This window comes from Methylocystis sp. WRRC1, assembly GCF_020733155.1.
Taxonomy (GTDB): Bacteria; Pseudomonadota; Alphaproteobacteria; order Rhizobiales; family Beijerinckiaceae; genus Methylocystis.
Window position 1 is genome coordinate 1 of record NZ_JAJFZJ010000001.1, and the last position, 16,498, is coordinate 16,498.

General features: G+C 62.2%; 15 protein-coding genes and 1 tRNA gene. 5 read left to right on the forward strand and 11 right to left on the reverse strand.

What is annotated here, in order from left to right:
* Window positions 1–190 precede the first annotated feature (190 nt).
* The 5 genes from LG047_RS00005 to LG047_RS00025 form a co-directional block, all read right to left on the reverse strand.
* Complete coding sequence (locus LG047_RS00005) at window positions 191–838, reverse strand: RloB family protein (RefSeq protein ID WP_227964192.1); 648 nt, start codon at window positions 836–838, stop codon at window positions 191–193.
* A complete protein-coding gene (locus tag LG047_RS00010; RefSeq protein WP_227964193.1) occupies window positions 839–2,137 on the reverse strand; it encodes an ATP/GTP-binding protein in 1,299 nt (432 codons plus the stop codon).
* Window positions 2,138–2,742: 605 nt separating this feature from the next.
* A tRNA-Trp gene (locus LG047_RS00015) sits at window positions 2,743–2,818 on the reverse strand.
* Window positions 2,819–2,888: 70 nt separating this feature from the next.
* On the reverse strand, window positions 2,889–3,428 hold the full coding sequence (gene pal / locus LG047_RS00020) for a peptidoglycan-associated lipoprotein Pal (protein ID WP_036281043.1): 540 nt from the start codon (window positions 3,426–3,428) through the stop codon (window positions 2,889–2,891).
* Window positions 3,429–3,594: 166 nt separating this feature from the next.
* Window positions 3,595–3,954 carry a hypothetical protein gene (locus tag LG047_RS00025; RefSeq protein ID WP_227964201.1) on the reverse strand — a complete coding sequence of 120 codons (360 nt, stop codon included), beginning with the start codon at window positions 3,952–3,954 and terminating at the stop codon, window positions 3,595–3,597.
* A 284-nt stretch (window positions 3,955–4,238) separates the two neighbouring features.
* Between LG047_RS00025 and LG047_RS00030 the strand changes: the two genes are divergently transcribed.
* Entirely contained in the window at window positions 4,239–4,688 is a 450-nt protein-coding gene (locus LG047_RS00030) for a hypothetical protein (protein ID WP_036281045.1), read from the forward strand.
* Window position 4,689: 1 nt separating this feature from the next.
* On the opposite strand, the gene xseA is transcribed toward LG047_RS00030, so the two are convergent.
* From xseA to glmM, 3 genes are all read right to left on the reverse strand, one after another.
* Window positions 4,690–6,243: an exodeoxyribonuclease VII large subunit gene (xseA, locus tag LG047_RS00035; RefSeq protein ID WP_227968383.1), complete on the reverse strand. Its 1,554-nt coding sequence runs from the start codon at window positions 6,241–6,243 to the stop codon at window positions 4,690–4,692.
* An 85-nt stretch (window positions 6,244–6,328) separates the two neighbouring features.
* Entirely contained in the window at window positions 6,329–7,198 is an 870-nt protein-coding gene (locus LG047_RS00040; RefSeq protein WP_036281049.1) for an outer membrane protein, read from the reverse strand.
* A gap of 241 nt (window positions 7,199–7,439) precedes the next feature.
* A complete protein-coding gene (glmM, locus tag LG047_RS00045) occupies window positions 7,440–8,786 on the reverse strand; it encodes a phosphoglucosamine mutase (protein WP_227964203.1) in 1,347 nt (448 codons plus the stop codon).
* Window positions 8,787–8,943: 157 nt separating this feature from the next.
* Here glmM and arsC point away from each other — a divergent pair, with 157 nt between their 5' ends.
* Both arsC and LG047_RS00055 read left to right on the forward strand, forming a co-directional pair.
* On the forward strand, window positions 8,944–9,306 hold the full coding sequence (gene arsC / locus LG047_RS00050) for an arsenate reductase (glutaredoxin) (protein ID WP_036281053.1): 363 nt from the start codon (window positions 8,944–8,946) through the stop codon (window positions 9,304–9,306).
* 95 nt (window positions 9,307–9,401) lie between these two features.
* Entirely contained in the window at window positions 9,402–9,722 is a 321-nt protein-coding gene (locus LG047_RS00055; RefSeq protein WP_227964206.1) for a PilZ domain-containing protein, read from the forward strand.
* Between the two features lie 63 nt (window positions 9,723–9,785).
* On the opposite strand, the gene ftsH is transcribed toward LG047_RS00055, so the two are convergent.
* The 3 genes from ftsH to ybgF all read right to left on the reverse strand — a co-directional run bounded on the left by ftsH (window position 9,786) and on the right by ybgF (window position 13,856).
* Window positions 9,786–11,705 (reverse strand): ATP-dependent zinc metalloprotease FtsH, encoded by a 1,920-nt coding sequence (ftsH, locus tag LG047_RS00060; protein ID WP_227964210.1) that lies wholly within the window; start codon window positions 11,703–11,705, stop codon window positions 9,786–9,788.
* Window positions 11,706–11,827: 122 nt separating this feature from the next.
* On the reverse strand, window positions 11,828–12,826 hold the full coding sequence (tilS, locus tag LG047_RS00065; RefSeq protein WP_227964217.1) for a tRNA lysidine(34) synthetase TilS: 999 nt from the start codon (window positions 12,824–12,826) through the stop codon (window positions 11,828–11,830).
* Window positions 12,827–12,851: 25 nt separating this feature from the next.
* Window positions 12,852–13,856 carry a tol-pal system protein YbgF gene (gene ybgF / locus LG047_RS00070; protein ID WP_227964218.1) on the reverse strand — a complete coding sequence of 335 codons (1,005 nt, stop codon included), beginning with the start codon at window positions 13,854–13,856 and terminating at the stop codon, window positions 12,852–12,854.
* A 209-nt stretch (window positions 13,857–14,065) separates the two neighbouring features.
* Between ybgF and LG047_RS00075 the strand changes: the two genes are divergently transcribed.
* Window positions 14,066–14,950 carry a nuclease gene (locus tag LG047_RS00075; RefSeq protein ID WP_227964219.1) on the forward strand — a complete coding sequence of 295 codons (885 nt, stop codon included), beginning with the start codon at window positions 14,066–14,068 and terminating at the stop codon, window positions 14,948–14,950.
* On the forward strand, window positions 14,928–16,403 hold the full coding sequence (locus tag LG047_RS00080) for a M48 family metalloprotease (RefSeq protein WP_227964220.1): 1,476 nt from the start codon (window positions 14,928–14,930) through the stop codon (window positions 16,401–16,403). Before LG047_RS00075 ends, LG047_RS00080 begins: the two co-directional genes overlap by 23 nt.
* Window positions 16,404–16,498 lie beyond the last annotated feature (95 nt).

Genomic DNA, 16,498 nt, shown 5'->3' on the forward strand with positions numbered 1-16,498 from the left:
GGCCGGGATGGAGACCTCCAAAATCAAATCAGCGTCGAAGGCAACGAAAGTTTCGAGGCGTGGCGCGAAAGCGTTCACGACGACCTTGTCGTCTCAACCGCCGTGGCCGTTTGGCGAGCTGAAAACCGACCGCAGCTGGTAAGTCATTTGCTCAACCGCAAGTGGAAGGTTTGAAAAATCAGGTTCTCGCCTAGACGTTTTTGATGGCTTCCTCGTGCGACGCGCTCGCGTCTCGTATCGCCTCAGTTAGTTGGAATACGGTTGTGTAAGGTCTCGACAACTCGCCTTCCGTATTTCTTCGCTCATATTGAGATCTAGCTCGCGCCTCAGCTTCGCGGACCTTTGTAACTAGCATTTCAAAATCGGCAGTCTTTGCGCGCTTTCTGTCGTAGGCATCGCAAAGACCTTCGAGGTATCGCTGAACTTGATGACGGTCATCTGGTTTATCGAAATCCTCGTAATGTAGAATAAGCCAGAGCTCAAAGCAGGGGTTAGAGAAAGCAGTCCCCACACCCGCCGACCTACACATCCCAAGCGCTTCTCTCACGCCCGGGTGCTCGTCTTGATCAAAAACAGCCCAGACCTTATCGTTCTTCAACGCTGAATCTCGCTTAGCTGCTCTGACCAAGTCCTTAGCGTGAGCGCATGCTTTTGTTGCGATTGTCAAAGGGACGCCGGCGGCCGGCACTATTTGAATTCCAACCAAGGTTCCTTTGTTGCTGCTCGCTAGATGCCTAAAATATTCAGGTTCAGTGTTCGCTCCTTCCGTGTAAATGTAAAACTTTATCTTAGTCGGTCGTTTGCCGACGACTCTTTTGAGAGACTTGAATTTTCTCATTTATTCGCCCGCAAATAGCGCTCGTAAATTACCTGCAAACGGAATTGCTCCGTATCTTCCTTCCAAGTATCCTTGCTCAAAATTATCGCTTGGGCGTGACTTGATCTCAGATAGAGAAAATATGTGTGACGCTCCTACGCCGTCTTTCTCGCAAAACCATATTTGGTCCCTGCGGAGCGACTTGCAATTTAGTATGTTAGTATCATGTGTTGTCGTGATTAACTGGGCTCCTTTCTTGTTAATTTCTCTGCATAAAAACAATTCTATTATCTTTTCAGCTGCTAGTGTATGAAGGCTAGCATCCAGCTCGTCGATAAATACCATCGTTCCTTCATCCAGTGCCGCAAAAACAGAACTCATGATTTTTAGAAGCCTTCGCGTTCCAGCACTTTCCCTTTCGAGACCAAAATAATGCGGATCGGCATCTCCGCCCCTGTGAGCAAGCTCTATAACCGCATCACTAGCCTCTCTAGTTTCAAATCGAATCTCTGATGGCAGGAGCTTGTATTGCTCTTTGAATAACTGAGTTACCTTTTCAGTAAAATTTTTAATATCTATATTTTTCTCTCTATTTCTGACTCGTTGATCGACAATTCCTGTTCCGATTTCAGCAAGGAGTTTCATTGTGCGGCTGTCAATCTTGTTGCCTTTGAATGATTCATTAATTGCATCCGCAGAAAAAGACATGCTGCCGATATATTTCATCCCGCGAAAGAACGAGGTAATTTTCGATAACTCTTCGTGGTCGTTTTGAGTCGCTGTCGATAAAAACAAGCTGTTTGGTCTCATAAACTCAACAAGAGCCTTTTTAGCGCCTCGCATGAAGGATCCAAAATCTACGTCGTTATCTTTCCGCTCAAACAGCTTTCTTCTTTTGCCTTCGGGAAAGGAATATAGCCACTCCGACACAAAACGGTCGTTGTCACATTCAAAGCCATAGGCGTATCGAACGTTATCCAAGATGAAATCTACTTCTAACCTTGTTGGCGAAGCCTTTATGCGTTCATCGAGAGCGAAGGGTATCCGTGGGACGCCACCTTGCGGATCGAGGCTGGAGTGCGAATAAAGAATGCAGGTCTCCATGAAGCGGAACGCCTTAAGAAAATTGGTTTTTCCTGATGCGTTCGCGCCATAAATCACTGCCGCAGGCAGGCCCTTTAGACCTGCTTCGGAAGGCACGTCTAACAAGCCCGCTTCAGGGCCTTTAAGTTTGCTCGCAACGAGCGAGAGTTCCTGTTGCCCTGCGATCGAAAGCAGATTGGCAACGCTAAATCTTAGGAGCATTTCCGTCCCATTCATAAGCGTCTTGATCTCGTTTCAAGAGCTTATATGCAAAAAATTAGCAAATTTCATCCTGAAATCAGCTGGCAGACCAAATTGTCTTCCAATTTTGCTCGCCCGATGCTGTGACCAGTCCGGCCGAACGTCGCTTGGGCGCGCTCCGCAGACCTGACAGCGAAGCCGGCGCTTGAGCGACGGCACTTCGACCGACCCCGGCAATCCAGACATATCGATGCTCTCCCGGCGGCCGCAGCCGCATTCGACGGCGACGGCGCGGACGCCAAGGCTGCGCATGTTCGCAAGGTCCATAGCCGGGCCGGTGTAGCGCGTTGGGGAAGGCATGGACGGGAGCTTAAGCCGCTCGGGTGCGAGCCCACAAGATCGGCGCGCCGTTCGGCCGGGCTCGGGTTTGTCTTTATCGGACGGCGGGAGAGGGTGCTGGCGATCGGCGGGATCGGCCGGCCGGCGGCTTCTATAGCTCCAGCCGCAAGGGCGATTCTCGATTCGGGGGATTTGAACCCGATACGCGCCAAATGCCGCCGGCGGGCGGGGGAGGGGCGTTACCCTATCGTTACCCCGTGGAAATCCCGGCTTGGGAGGTTTTTGCTAAGTCTTTGATTTAATGGCAGGAGTGGAGGGGCTCGAACCCCCAACCCCCGGTTTTGGAGACCGGTGCTCTACCAGTTGAGCTACACTCCTGCATGCGCTTTGCGCGTGCCTTCAATGCCGCAACAGCGCCGCCGACGCAAGGGGCGTTTTCGCCCTTTGATCAGGAATTTCCCCCTGCGAGCAAAGTCACTGCGCGGCGGTTCTGCGACCAGCAGGAAATGTCGTCGCAGACCGCGACCGGACGCTCCTTGCCATAGCTCACCGTGCGGATGCGGCTGCCCGAAACGCCCTTTGAGATCAGATAGTTCTTTGTCACCTCGGCGCGGCGGGCGCCCAGCGCGAAATTATATTCGCGGGTGCCGCGCTCGTCGGCGTGGCCCTCGACGGTGAAGCTGTAGCGGCCATAGCGGTTCAACCACTCGGCCTGCTTGTCGAGCGTCGCCTGCGCTGTCGATGTCAGATCGGTCGAATCGGTTTCGAAGAAGATGCGGTCGCCGACATTGGTGGCGAAATCCTGTGCGCTGCCGGGGCTGGCGATCCCGCTCCGCTGCACGCCGCCGCGGCCGTAACCGCCGGCGCCGCCGGCGAGGCCACCCTCGGCCGCTTCATCCGCCGTGTTCTTGGCGCAGGCCGCCAGGGCCATTGCCGCCGTCAGGGCGACGGCGAGTTTGGCGCAGCGGGCGCTTCGAGAAAACAGCATGATCTACTCCTGTTACGACTAGCGACTGGGGATAGTCCTAGTCCCGCAGGGTTAAACGAAGGTTCCGTCAACCTTGATTGAAGGTGTTCGGAACCTGTTGCATTTGAGCAAATTCGCCCCTTCCTTAATAAGGAGTTAAATGGTTAACGAAACATGAATGGCGGGTTCAGGGATTGTAAAGCTCGCCGTCCGGGCCTTTCCAGCCGCCTTTCAACTCCGCGAAGCGCAGGTCTTCGTCGAAGAGGCGCGTTCCGCCCGGCTCGATATATTGCCGGCCGTTCGGGGTCGGCCGGGTCGGGCGGATCAGCGAGAAATAGGCGTCATCCGTGCAATCGCCGGGGCGTTCGGCGGCGCCGGGGGCGCAGTCGAGGTTGGCGCCCCGCGGGAACTGCACCCGAGCCTTGAAGAAAATCTCGTAACCGCGCATCTCGCCGGCGATCATGTCGAAATCAGCGGTGCGGGTCGTCTCGTAAGAAACGACGGTGAACGGCGAATTGAAGCGCTTCGCGACAAGGTGGTTGATCACTGCGCGAGCATGCTCTTCCGTGGGACGGCACGCAATAATGCATGCCGAAGCCGTTGCCGTAAGCGCCATGAGCGCGGCGAGCGTAATGACGGAGCTCGATCCCATTGTCTTGCTCTCTGAATTTTGATTGGACGCGCCGAAGAAGCCCCGGCGCCTGATTGTCTTGATGTTAGTCAAGTCTATATGAAGCTGCAACGGCTTGGGCCAAGGCTTGTGCGCAGCCGGCCTTGCCCGTCGGCGGGGCGCCGCTAGTATGACAGGGCGGTATGGGTCTGGAGGGTTGAATGAACGAGGGCATTGCGCCGTTTTTATCGCCGCTGACGTTGATCATCGGCGGCGGGCTTCTGGTGATCGGCGTGTTGTCGCTCTTCGACATGCATTTCCTCAAGTCCAGGACTCAGGAAAAGATCGCCCTCGTCCTTGGGCTGGTTTTCATCCTCGCAACCGAGGCGATGTTCGTCACCAGCGGCGCGAGCGGCCGTTATTTCGAGGGAATGAAGATCGACGTCACAGACTGCGAATATCAGGTCGAGCGCGACTTTCCGCAGGAGCGGCGCGATAATCCGAAGCTGATCGAGCAGAAGATCAAGGCCTGCATGGACGACCTCGGTTACGAGTGGGCGACGGAACATGAGCATTGTCAGGAGGCCCAGCTCTCGACCAATGTGTTCTGCTATCTGCCCAAGGCCAAGATGCAGCGCAGCATCGTCGCCTTCCAGATGAGATTCGAATAGATCAGAACAGCGAGCCCTGATCGTCCCCGGGCTTTTTCGCGCGCTTGCGTGGGGCGGGGACGATCGGCGCCGGGCCTGTCGCGGCGTTGCCGGCGCGGGCGTCTATCCTTCCGTCGGCAAATTCTATGCTGAGCGCGGTTCCGGGCGGCGCCTGTGCGACGCCCCGCACCAATGCGTCCTTCTCGTCGCGCACCAGCGCGAAGCCGCGCGCCAGCACGGCCTTGTGGCTCAGGGAGTCCTGCAGGCGGCCGAGGCGTTCGAGCTTCTCCTTCTTCTGGCGCAGGAGCGTAACGAAAGCGCGATCCAGTCTTCCCCCGGCGTTGGCGAGGCGTTGCGTGGAGCCCTGATTCTGCTGTCGCGCCAACGTCAGCCGCGCCGCGAGGCCTTGCGCCAGCCGGGCGTCGAGCCCTTTGAGCCTCTCCCTTGCGCGGGCGAGTTCCGCCTGCGGCGAATGGCGCGCGAGCAGATTGGCGGCGCGAGCCAGACGCAGCCGCTGCGCGTCCCGTCCGGCGCGAAAGGCGCCGCGCAGCCTCTCGCCGGCGCGGTCCAGACGCTGGCGCGGATTCGCAAGCAATTGCTCCGGCGCCGGCAGCAGCCGCGCGAGCGTGGCAAGTTGGGTGCGGCGCTGCTCCATGGCGCGGGTCTTCGCCGCCGCGAGTCTTCGCGCGCGCGCCGCGAGATGCTCGGCAAGTTCGGCCCGGACAGGCACGGCCTTTTCGGCGGCGCCGGTGGGCGTGGGGGCGCGCAGATCCGCGACGAAGTCGATGAGCGTGGTGTCCGTCTCGTGGCCGATGGCGGAAATCAGTGGGATGTCGCTCGCCGCCGCCGAGCGAACGACAATCTCCTCGTTGAAGCTCCACAAATCCTCGAGCGAACCGCCGCCGCGCGCGACGATCAGCACGTCCGGGCGCGGAACGGGGCCGTCGGCCGGCAGGGCGTTGAAGCCATTGATCGCCGCCGCGACTTCCGCCGCCGACGTCTCGCCCTGCACGCGCACGGGCCACACGAGCACGCGCCGCGGAAAGCGGTCGTTGAGGCGATGGAGAATGTCGCGAATGACCGCGCCTGTCGGCGACGTGACCACGCCGACGACTCGCGGCAGGAAGGGCAGGGGGCGCTTGCGCGCTTCGTCGAACAAGCCTTCCGCTGCAAGCTTCTTGCGCCGCTCGTCGAGCAGCGCCATCAGCGCGCCGACGCCGGCGGGCTCCATCGCCTCGATGACGATCTGATAGGACGACTTGCCGGGAAAAGTCGTGATCCGGCCGGTGGCGACGACCTCCAGCCCTTCCTGCGGACGCGTGCGCAGCCGCATGAAGGTCCCCTTCCAGATCACGGCGTCGAGCCGCGCGGATTGGTCCTTGAGCGAGAAATAGGCGTGGCCGGAGGCGTGCGGGCCGCGATAGTTGGAGATTTCGCCGCGCACTCGGACGCGCCCGAAACGGTCCTCGATCGTGCGCTTGAGCGCATTGGCGAGTTCCGAAACGCTTATCTCGGGCGCATTGGTTCCTTGCACGGAACCGGCGTCGTCGTCGGCTATATCGACCATCGCCGACATATGGCGGATTTTCATGGCCTGCGCGAGGCCAAAAGGAAACGGCGCGGGAGAACCCGCGCCGCTCGTCTCTTTGGTGAAAGAGCGATCAGTATTTCCGCACCAGCGGACCCGGAGGCGGCGCGAGGACCGGCGCCGGCGCGAAGCCGCCGAGCATGTAGCGGAAGCCCAGACGAATGTCGTGCGAGGCGAGATCGAACGACTGGCGCTCGCGCGGGCATACCGCGACGCCCTGGCAGTAGATCGGATTGGTGTTGATCGTGCCCATGTCGAGGTAACGGTAGCCGACTTCGAGCTTGAGATTCGGGGTCACGTTGTAGGCGAGACCGGCCATGACCGCCCAGGCGAAATTCGTCCGGTTGGTGTCCGACGCATAGCCGAAGCCGCCCGCTGGCTGCGCCGAGAAGTCGTTGACGTTCTGCAGCCAGTTGACCGCAAAGCCGATGCCGCCGCCGACATACGGCGTGATCCCGTACCAGGTGCCGAGGTCGAAATAGCCGTTGGCCAGGAAGACGGCCGCGCTGTGCTGGCCGTTATAGGTGTCGTGGCAGCGCGCGCCGATGCCGCAGGGCGAGAAGCCGGGGGCGCTCCAGATGTCGGTGTAGCTCTGCGTCGCGCGATAGTTGGCGGCGGTGCGATATTCGCCCGTCACATCGGCGCGGAACCAGCTGTTGAACTGGTAGCCGACGCCGGCGCCCGCAAAGGCCGCGTCCCCGATCGAATACTGGTTGAAGAGGGGCATCGGCACCACGACCGTCGGGTCGAAGGTCGAGCGGAGATTCGTGAGCTGGTTGACGCCGACGCCGACGTCGCCGCGCAGATACCATCCGCCGAAATCAACCGGCGGAGGCGGCGCTTCGATCGGCGGCGGAGGCGGCAGAAGATCGGCGGCATGCGCGCTGGCGCTCGCGCCAACGACGGCTGCCGCCGCAAGGATGAGGGCAAAGGAACGGCCCATGACTGAATTCCCCTTCGCGTATAGCGGGCCGCTGAGCGGTCCCTTGGCGCAACGCCAACAGCGAAGACTTTGCAATATAATGCTTAAGTCCAAGTTAACCTTACGATTTAACCAAAAGAGCCGGCTTATTTATTGTTTTCATTAGTAATTTTGCGCGCCAACGCACAGCGCGCGCGAGGGCGTTTCAGCCTCCGCGCGCGCTTCGGATCGGTCCGATTTTGATATTCGAAACCCGCGCGGCTCACGCCGCTTCCGCGGATTCCTTCAGTGCGTTGCAGACTTGCGAGACGAGCGTTTCGACGAGATCGGGATCGTCGCCTTCGCCCATGACGCGAATCACGGGCTCGGTGCCCGATGCGCGCACGATCAGGCGGCCGCTTCCATTCAATCTCTCTCGCGCGGAATCGATGGCCATCACCACCGAATCCTTCTCCAGCGTCCGCTTCTGCGCCCGCACATTTTTCAGCACCTGCGGCAGGGGATCGAAACAATGACAGACTTCGCTGACGCGACGCTGCTGGCGTTTGACCTCGGCGAGCACCTGCATCGCCGTCACGAGACCATCGCCCGTCGTTGAAAAATCGGAAAGGATGACATGGCCCGACTGTTCGCCGCCGACATTATAGCCAGCCTGCCGCATGCGTTCGATCACGTACCGGTCCCCGACCGCCGTGCGCTCGAGCGTCAGGCCGAGCGAGCTCAGATGACGCTCGAGGCCGAGGTTCGACATGATCGTTGCGACGAGGCCGGGCTTGGCGAGCAGGCCCTGATCGCGCCAGCTCTCCGCAACCACGGCCATCAGCTGGTCGCCGTCGATGACCTGACCACGTTCGTCGACCATGATGACGCGATCGGCGTCGCCGTCGAGCGCGATGCCGACATCGGCGCGCAATTCGCGGACTTTTTCGCGCAGCGCCTGCGGCGAGGTCGAGCCGACGTCCCGATTGATGTTGAAGCCGTCGGGCTCGACGCCGATGGCGATCACCTCGGCGCCCAGCTCCCAAAGGGCCTCCGGTGCGACCTTGTAGGCGGCGCCATTGGCGCAATCGATCACGACGCGCAGACCCTCGAAGCTCATGTTGCGGGGCAGGGTGCGCTTGGCGAATTCGATGTAACGCGCGCGAACGTCGTCGATACGACGGGCGCGGCCGAGTTCCGTGGGGCCGGCGAGCTTGCGCGTGAGGTCGCCGTCGATCAGCTTCTCGATCTCCATTTCGATGCTGTCGGAGAGTTTGTGGCCGTCCGGCCCGAAAAGCTTGATTCCATTGTCCTCATAGGAATTATGCGAGGCGGAGATCATGACGCCGACGTCGGCGCGCATCGAGCGCGTCAGCATGGCGACGGCCGGCGTCGGCATCGGGCCGAGCAGCAGCGGGTCCATGCCGACGGAGGTGAAGCCGGCGACGAGCGCATATTCGATCATATATCCGGAGAGGCGCGTGTCCTTGCCGATGACGACGCGGTGGCGACCCTCGCCGCGATGGAAAATGAGCCCTGCGGCCTGGCCAACCTTCAGCGCCAGTTCTGGCGTAATCTTGACATTGGCGAGGCCGCGGATGCCGTCGGTGCCGAAATAGGTGCGGGTCATAAGGAGTCCTTCTTGTCGTCGGACAAAATGCTCGTGCCTTTTATCGTAAGTGCGCGAAATAACAGAGGACAATCATGGCAGATTTTGTGTCGCGCATCTTCCTCTGCGTGAAGCTTTAGTTAATCGTTAACCGCCCTCGGCGGCAAAAGGAAGCCAAATGAAAGTCGAAATTTATCACAACCCCGCCTGTGGCACCTCCCGCAACGTGCTGGCCGCATTGCGGGAAGCCGGCTTCGAGCCGAAGGTGATCGAATATCTCAAGACGCCGCCGGACCGGAAGACGCTCGAGAGCATTTTGAAGCGCATGGGCAAGAATGTGCGGGATATCCTTCGCAAGCGCGGCACGCCCTATGAGGAACTCGGCCTCGACGATCCCAAGCTCGGCGAGGAGGCGATATTCGACGCTATCGAGAAGCACCCGATTCTGATCGAGCGGCCGATCGTGGTGCTCGGGGACAAGGCGGCGCTGTGCCGTCCTGCCGAAACTGTGCAGGCGCTGATCGAGCAAGCCAGGGATTGATCGGCGCCGTTAAGGTTAATCAACGGAGCCCATGGTAAAGCTTTGCTTAACCGTGTTTACATATTCGCCGCGAGAAATTTCAGGAGGGGAGGCCGATGGAGCGCGGAACAACGGTCGAGCGGCGACGCGCGATGCGGCGGCGGACGCTGCTGACCGGGCGCATCGAGTTCGAGCGCTCGGCTTTCGATTGCGTAATCCGCAATCTCAGCGATACGGGCGCGAAAATCTGTTGCGATGAGGAAATCGCGCTCCCTGATGTCTTTCGGCTCTTCATCGAGCGGAAGGGCGAACTGCGCGACGTGCGCGCGGTGTGGCGGGCAAGGGACGGAATCGGGTTGGAATTTCTGTCAGCCGAGGAATTCGGGAATGTCCTCGTCTTCGAACCCGCGCGTGGCGGTCCGCTTCCGCAACGATAGGGCGCCCGAGGCGACAATCGAATTAAAAAAGCCCGGCGGAGACGCCGGGCTTCTTCTTTTCCGTCAAACCGGATGCGGCTCCATGCCGCCGACGTCCGGCTCGGGCTTCTGGCCCGTGGTCGGGACAGCGCTGCCCCAGGGCGTCTGCGGCGGCTTTGCGCTCGTATCCTCACGGACCGGGCGCTTGCCCGCGAGAAGATTCACGATCTCCTCGCCGGACAGCGTCTCGAACTCCAGCAAGCCCTGCGCGAGAGTTTCGAGCTGGTCGCGCTTCTCCGTGAGGATTCGCTTAGCCGTGTCGTAACCCTGTTGCACGAGACGACGCACTTCCGCGTCGATCAGCTGCTGCGTCGCCTCGGAGAGGTTCTGCTGGCGGCCAATCGAATAGCCCAGGAACTGCTCCTGCTGCGGATCGGCGTAGGCCACCGTCCCGAGCTTGTCGGAGAAGCCGAGCTGCGTGACCATCGCCCGAGCCACGCGGGTGCACTGCTGGATGTCCGACGCGGCGCCGGACGTCACCTTCTTCGGACCGAAGATCAGTTCCTCCGCCACGCGGCCGCCCATCGCCATCGCGAGCATTGCGGTCAGCTCCTGGTAGTTTTGCGAGATCTGATCGCGTTCGGGGAGGCTCTGCACCATGCCCAGCGCGCGACCACGCGGGATGATCGTCGCCTTGTGGATGGGAGTCGAGCCCGGCATGTTGAGCGAAACAAGCGCATGGCCGCCTTCGTGATAGGCCGTGAGCTTCTTTTCTTCATCCGTCATCGCAAGCGTGCGGCGCTCGGCGCCCATCAGGATCTTGTCGCGCGCGTCCTCGAACTCCTGATTCGTGACGATCCGCTTCGACCGGCGCGCCGCAAGCAGCGCCGCCTCGTTGACAAGGTTCATCAGATCCGCGCCCGAGAAGCCCGGCGTGCCGCGCGCCACCACCTTCAGGTCGACGTCCGGCGCCAGCGGCACCTTGCGGGCGTGAACCTTCAGGATCTTCTCGCGGCCGATGAAGTCGGGGTTCGGAACCTGGATCTGACGGTCGAAGCGGCCCGGACGCATCAGCGCCGGATCGAGAACGTCCGGACGGTTGGTCGCCGCGATGAGGATGATCCCCTCATTCGCCTCGAAGCCGTCCATCTCGACCAGCAGCTGGTTCAGGGTCTGCTCGCGCTCGTCATTGCCGCCGCCGAGACCGGCGCCGCGATGACGGCCCACCGCGTCGATTTCGTCGACGAAGATGATGCAGGGCGCGTTCTTCTTCGCCTGCTCGAACATGTCGCGGACGCGGCTCGCGCCGACGCCGACGAACATTTCGACGAAGTCGGAACCCGAGATCGAGAAGAAGGGCACGCCGGCCTCGCCCGCGATGGCGCGCGCCAGCAGCGTCTTGCCCGTGCCGGGCGGTCCAACGAGCAGCACGCCGCGCGGAATACGTCCGCCCAGACGCTGGAACTTGCCCGGATCGCGCAGAAACTCCACGATCTCCTGCAAATCCTCCTTCGCCTCGTCGACGCCCGCGACATCCTCGAACGTCACGCGTCCCTGCGTCTCGGTGAGAAGCTTCGCCTTCGACTTACCGAAACCCATGGCGCGGCCGGCGCCGCCCTGCATCTGTCGCGACAGGAAAATCCATACGCCGATGAATGCAACGAGCGGCAACGCGTTGAGCAGAAGCGTCATCAGCCAGCCGCCGCCTTCATTCTGCGGCTTCGCGCTGATGGACACATTGTGAGCCTGAAGGCGCGGAACGAGATTGGCGTCGTTCGGCGCATAGGTCGAGAACGGACGATTGTCGTTGAAGCGACCCGTGATTTCATTGCCGGCGATCGTCACGTCATGAACGCGACCCTGATCAATTTGCGTGAGCAGTTCGCTGAACGAAATATCCCGGATCGGCGTGCGCTGACCTGGCTGCTGAAACAGCATGACAAGCGCCACCACCAGCAGGCCGATAATGGCCCACAAGGCGAGGTTCCTGAAGTTTGCGTTCATTGAGTAACCTTTGGGAGGCGCACGAACGGGACCATCCCTCGGAACGCTCCGGTCATTTAGGGTAATTTAGGCGCGCCCCCGTTCCTTGCCAAGATAGGCGGGCGCAGCGAGCGTCTCCGCCGTCAGCTTCGGGGTTTCTGCTTGAAGCGGCGCGGCGGCGCGGGGCGCAACGTGACATGTGCGCCCTGCGCGTCCAGTAAAAGATCGGCGATAGTTAACCGCAGCTTCGCGCCGTCGGCTAGGGCCGCGACCAGGCGGAGCGCGGCCCGTTCGAGCCGTTCGAGACGCAGTGGCGCGAGCGGCGCCAGTCGCGCGATTTCCCCAGCGAGCAGCCGCTGGACGATCTCCGGGGGGAGTTCGCGAAGCGCCGCCGCATCGAACCGCGCCGTCTCCGAATCGACGTCGACAATGGCGCGCTCGCGAGCATTCTCCGCGCAGAAATTCAGGGCCCCGTCGGCGCGAGCGGCGCGCTGACCGAGTCGCAGCAAGGCTTCGTCGTCGAGACCCTGCGCGGCGAGAAGCGGCCATAACTTGCGCATTCGCGCCCGGGCGTAATGTTCGTCGACATTCGACGGATCGCGAAAATAATCGTGGTCGCAGCGTCGACAGATTTCTTCGAGCGCCGTTTTCCGCAGGCCCAGGAGCGGCCGTAGCAGCGCGACGCCGCCGCAGCGTGATTCTGCGGCCATTCCGGCAAGGCCCGCAACTCCCGAGCCGCGCGTGAGGCGGAACAGAATTGTTTCGGCCTGATCGTCCGCGTGATGCGCGGTGACAATCGCCCCGGCGCCGATCTGTCCCGCACAATCTGCAAGCAGCGCGTAGCGCGCGGTCCGCGCCCGCTCCTGAACGCGCGTGCTGGGCTTTTCGCCCTGCCAGGTCAGGAGATGATGAGGAAAGCCGAGCGCATTCGCCCAGGCGCCGACCTGCTCGGCTTCTCGTCGCGCCTCCGGCCGCAGGCCATGGTCCACGGTCGCGACAGCAATGTCATGCGAGCGTCGGTCCGGCCACTGCGCGGCGAGCAGCATCAGCGCGACCGAGTCCGGCCCGCCGGATACGGCGAGCAGCAGCGAACGATGCGGCGCCAGCAGCGCGAGCGGGTCGCTTTCGTTTTTCCCGCGCAAGCTCAACCCGCGCGGCGCGAAAGCGTCAGCATTGAATCTTCTTGCTCTCGCGCTGGGCGGCTTCCTTTATGCGCGCCGTCGCGTTGGGATATTTCACGCCGATCTCGCTGAAGGAGGCGCAGGCCTGCTCCTTTGCGCCCATGGCGCTCAGCGACTGGCCGAGGCGCAGCAGGGCGTCGGGCGCCTGCGCGGACTGGCCGTATTTGGTGGAAATTTCGAGATATTTCTCCGCCGCCTCGCGATGGCGCCCGCGCAGGAAGAAGCTCTCGCCGAGATTGAACGTCGCGGCGGGCGCGAATTTGCTCTTGGGGTTCTTGCTGAGAAATGTCGTCAGCGACTTCTCGGCCGCCTCGAATCTTCCTGCCCGCAGCGAGGCGACCGCCTCGTCGTATTCCTCCTTGGGGCCGGGCGGGGCGGCCGGCGGCGGCGGAGCGATTTCGGCCGGGGCGATGGGCTCGTCGCCGACGAGGCGACCGTGGGCGATGTCCAGCGGCTGGCCGACCTCGCGTACAGGCGGCGCGGTGGTGACGGATCCGGCGGCGGTCTTTGGCGGGTTCGCAAGGGGCGCCGAGGGTTGGGTCGTGCCGAGTTGCCGCGGCGCGCCGGGGGCCGTCGGGTCCGTCGCCGGGTCGAAGGCGTCGTCGCGACGGCCCGCCGATGGCGCTGGCGCCGGCGTCGAGGGGACGGCGGAGCGGGCAGGGGCGTCCGAGGCGCGCGGCGCCTCCGACTTCGCGGCGCGCAGCTGGTCCTCGAGGACCTGAACCTTGTGCTGCAATTCCTCGTTCTGGCCGGTGAGACGCCGAAGGTCGCGCTCCAGCCGGTCCACGCGCATTGTCAGGGCGGCGGCGTCGGGTCCAGCCGGGCCGCCGATTTCTCCGGGGCCCTCGTCGATTATGTCGGCGGGGGGACGATTGTAGGTCTGCGCCGGCTCAACGTCGACCTCGGGCCGCGCGCCGCCATAGGGGTCATAGGCCATCGCGGCGCCTGCGAAGAGCAGGGGGGCGACGGAGAGAACGATGCGAGAGATCATGGGGCTTTGTCGGGAAGATCGAAACCGCGCGGACCGCCGCGCCGATGGTGCACGAGGCGCTAGCATAGGCGCTGTTTCGGCCAAATTGCGGCGGAAGTCTTGCGAATGTGGACGCCCGAACATGGCTTTGCCTTAACTTTGACGGGATCGGGATTTTTGTTTCCGGAGACATGGGATCTGCAGTCTATATTGCAATGCGGCGAGGACGCTTGAGCCAGAAGCGTATGAACCTGGTGAGCGAGCGTCGCGCCGCGAGCCGAAAGAAGCCGATTTGGGCCTCGCTCCTTTATGCCCATTTGCTGAATATGCCTGCGGTCGCGCTTGCGTCAGCGCCGGAAACCGGCCCCTGTTCACTCGAAGCCACGGTTCCCGCCACGATCGCGGCGGTGGATGAGGATTTCGACCTGCTGCTCGACGACGGCCGTCGGGCGGCGCTTTCAGGTCTCGAATTCCCTTCGTTGACAACGAGCGGACAGGGCTTGCGCGCGGATGCGCTGAAGCGGCTTTCGGAGTGGCTCGCCGGGCGTGACATATTCCTCGGCGCTCTGGCCGCCGGGCCCGACAGATGGGGCCGCTTCCCCGTCCGACTTTTCGCCGCCAAAGGGGAGGGAGCGGAGGCTCCGCTCATATCGGTCGGAGCCGCGCTCCTTGAGGCCGGCGACGCCCGCTTCCGTCCGGACCCGGCCGCCGCAGATTGCGCCGGGGACTATCTCCTGGCCGAGGCGCGCGCCCGGGCGGCGGCGCGGGGACTTTGGGCCGATGCCGAGTCGCGGCCGGTCGATCCCGCGGCTCCTCAGGCGCGAGCCACGCTGCTTGCGCGCAAGGGAATGACGATCGTAGAGGGAACCATTCGTTCCGTGGGCGAATCCCGCGGGGCTATCTATCTGAATTTCAACGAAAAGCGCTGGGACAATTTCTCTGTCGTGATTTCGCGGCGCAATTTGGCTATGTTTGCAAAAGCGGGATTCGATCTGCTGACGCTGACGGGACGTCGGGCGCGTGTGCGAGGACTTATTGAAACAGGTTTTGGACCGCGCATGGAAATATCCACTCCTGCCGAGATCGAACTCATTGACCGCGCCAGTTCGCCTTAAATCCTGGGTTCGGGCGGTCTTCGTCGCGGCGTGCGCGCTGGCCGTTTCGGCCTGCGCCGAGCTCGAGCGGCAAGGGCAGGTTTTCACGGCGCCGATCCCGCCGACCAAGCCGGCGCCGCCGCGCATGGACAACCGCAGCTCGGTCCAGCACAAGGAGCTCGTTGCGCAGTTCGGCGGGGAATATCAGGCGCCGGCCGCAGAGCGCTATCTGAACGAGATTCTCGTCAAGCTCGCGGGCGCGAGCGATACGCCCGGCCAGCCAGCCTACAGAGTCACGATACTCAATACGCCGGTGGTCAACGCTTTTGCTCTGCCGTCCGGCAACCTTTACGTCACCCGTGGTCTGCTGGCGCTCGCCACCGACGCTTCGGAGGCTGCGGCGGTGATGGCGCATGAGATCGCTCATGTCACATTACGGCACAGCGCCCTGCGCGCCGAGCGCGAACGCGAGGCGGCTCTTATTTCCCAGGCCGCGACGGTGATCCAGAACAAGCAGAAAGGCGAGGAGGTTCGCTCCAGCCAGCGCCTCTCGGTCGCGAGCTTCTCGCGCCAGCAGGAACTGGACGCCGACGCGACCGGCGTGCGGGTGATCGCTCGCGCCGGTTACGATCCCTATGGCGCCTCCCGCTTTCTCACCGCGCTCGGTCGTTCGACCGAGCTTCGCGCGGCGCTCTACGGAAAGAAAAAGAGCTCGCTGGACTACGACATCATGTCCACCCATCCGTCGACGCCGGACCGCGTGGCCAAGGCGATAGCCGCAGCCCGCCAGATTGGCGCGCCGGGCGTGGGCACGCGCGACCGGAACGGCTATCTCGCGGCGATCAACGGCGTGGCCTTCGGCGACGATCCGATGGAGGGCTATGTCCGAGACCGCAAGTTCACCCATCCACGGCTGCGCTTCACTTTCACCGCGCCAGAGGGCGTCCTGCTGGAGAACTCCAATGAAGCGGTCTTCGGCGTTCGCCAGGCCGACAATGAGGCGTTGCGCCTCGACAGTGTCCGCGATCCGCACTTCGAGTCCCTCGAAACCTATGTCGGATCGGGCTGGGTCGATGGGCTCATGCAGTCTTCGGTGAAGAAGATCGACGTCAATGGCCTGCCGGCGGTCACGGCGATCGCGCGCGCGGGCGAGTGGAATTTCCGCCTCGCCGTGATTCAGTCGGGAGATTTTCTCTATCGGCTGATCTTCGCTGCGAAGGCGCTGACGGACGGGGCGGACAAGAGCTTCATGGAATCGATCATGACCTTCCGACGAGTGACGCCGGAGGAGGCGCATGAGGCTCACGGGCTCAAGATTTCGGTGGTCGCGGCTGCGCCCGGCGACTCGGTGGAAACCCTTTCCTCCCGTATGGTTACGCCTAATCGACCAGTCGAATATTTCCGGCTTCTCAATGGCTTGGAGGATGCGGACCCCGTGACGCCGGGAGAGCATTACAAAATTGTAACGGAATGAAACGCAAAGGCGACGGAACTTCGCGCGCATAGGCGGGTTGAACAACTAGAGTTGTTCAAGAATGCGCGATTATCTCATCCGATATCAGTAAAGAG

Coding starts and splice junctions, on each gene's coding strand:
- LG047_RS00005 (WP_227964192.1), bottom strand. CDS start 838: ATGAGAAAATTCAAGTCTCTCAAAAGAGTCGTCGGCAAACGACCGACT.
- LG047_RS00010 (WP_227964193.1), bottom strand. CDS start 2,137: ATGAATGGGACGGAAATGCTCCTAAGATTTAGCGTTGCCAATCTGCTT.
- pal (WP_036281043.1), bottom strand. CDS start 3,428: ATGCTGTTTTCTCGAAGCGCCCGCTGCGCCAAACTCGCCGTCGCCCTG.
- LG047_RS00030 (WP_036281045.1), top strand. CDS start 4,239: ATGAACGAGGGCATTGCGCCGTTTTTATCGCCGCTGACGTTGATCATC.
- xseA (WP_227968383.1), bottom strand. CDS start 6,243: ATGTCGGCGATGGTCGATATAGCCGACGACGACGCCGGTTCCGTGCAA.
- LG047_RS00040 (WP_036281049.1), bottom strand. CDS start 7,198: ATGGGCCGTTCCTTTGCCCTCATCCTTGCGGCGGCAGCCGTCGTTGGC.
- glmM (WP_227964203.1), bottom strand. CDS start 8,786: ATGACCCGCACCTATTTCGGCACCGACGGCATCCGCGGCCTCGCCAAT.
- arsC (WP_036281053.1), top strand. CDS start 8,944: ATGAAAGTCGAAATTTATCACAACCCCGCCTGTGGCACCTCCCGCAAC.
- LG047_RS00055 (WP_227964206.1), top strand. CDS start 9,402: ATGGAGCGCGGAACAACGGTCGAGCGGCGACGCGCGATGCGGCGGCGG.
- ftsH (WP_227964210.1), bottom strand. CDS start 11,705: ATGAACGCAAACTTCAGGAACCTCGCCTTGTGGGCCATTATCGGCCTG.
- ybgF (WP_227964218.1), bottom strand. CDS start 13,856: ATGATCTCTCGCATCGTTCTCTCCGTCGCCCCCCTGCTCTTCGCAGGC.